Origin of the sequence: Caulobacter sp., from assembly GCF_017744445.1 — a bacterium.
Lineage (GTDB): Bacteria > Pseudomonadota > Alphaproteobacteria > Caulobacterales > Caulobacteraceae > Caulobacter.
The window spans coordinates 1-767 of record NZ_JAGIBH010000092.1; the positions used below are offsets into that span (position 1 = coordinate 1).

The following is a 767-nucleotide window of genomic DNA, read 5'->3' on the forward strand; positions in this document are numbered from 1 at the left end:
GTGCGCAGGCGGGCGAAGTCATGACCAGCGTGCAGATGGCGATGCTGGGTGGGCTGCCCTACACGGCAATCCGGGACGCAATCATTGCGCATCCCACTCTTGCCGAAGGCCTTGGACTGCTGTTCTCCAAGCTCGAACGCAAAGCCTGAAGAAAGCTAACAAAAAAGGGCGCGGCACCAGAGGTACCGCGCCCTTCTTCGTGGGAGCTCTATTTATCCGAAGATCTTGATCGCAGTCTTTGCGACGAGTCCGCCCTGATGGCGAGCGCCTTCCAGATCGACCTCGGTAGGCTGGTGGCTGCCGTCGCCGCCCGTGACAGTCGTGGTGCCGTAAGGGCTGCCGCCGGTGATGTGTTCCATCGTCAGCATGCCCTGATGGCTGTAGGGCAGCCCCACGATGACCATGCCGAGGTGCATCAGGTTCGTGATGATCGAGAACAGGGTGGTTTCCTGGCCGCCGTGCTGCGAGGCGGTGACGGTGAAGGCGCTGCCGACCTTGCCATTGAGTGCGCCGCGGGCCCACAGACCGCCGGTCTTGTCGAGGAACGACGCCATCTGGCTCGACATGCGTCCGTAGCGCGTGCCGGTGCCGATGACGATGGCGTCATAACTTTCCAATTCCTCGACGGTCGCGATTTCCGCGGCCTGGTCGAGCTTGAAGCCTGACGACTTAGCCACGTCTTCGGGAACGGTCTCGGGAACACGGCGAATGGTCACTTCGGCGCCGGCATCGCGCGCGCCTTCCGCGATCGCACCTGCCAGGGTTTC

General features: G+C 62.8%; 1 protein-coding gene. It reads right to left on the reverse strand.

Translation table 11 applies throughout. The annotated features are described in order from the left end of the window. Positions 1–212: 212 nt before the first annotated feature. The coding region (gene wrbA / locus J7528_RS23815) for an NAD(P)H:quinone oxidoreductase (RefSeq protein WP_291879813.1) at positions 213–767 on the reverse strand (555 nt) is incomplete at its 5' end.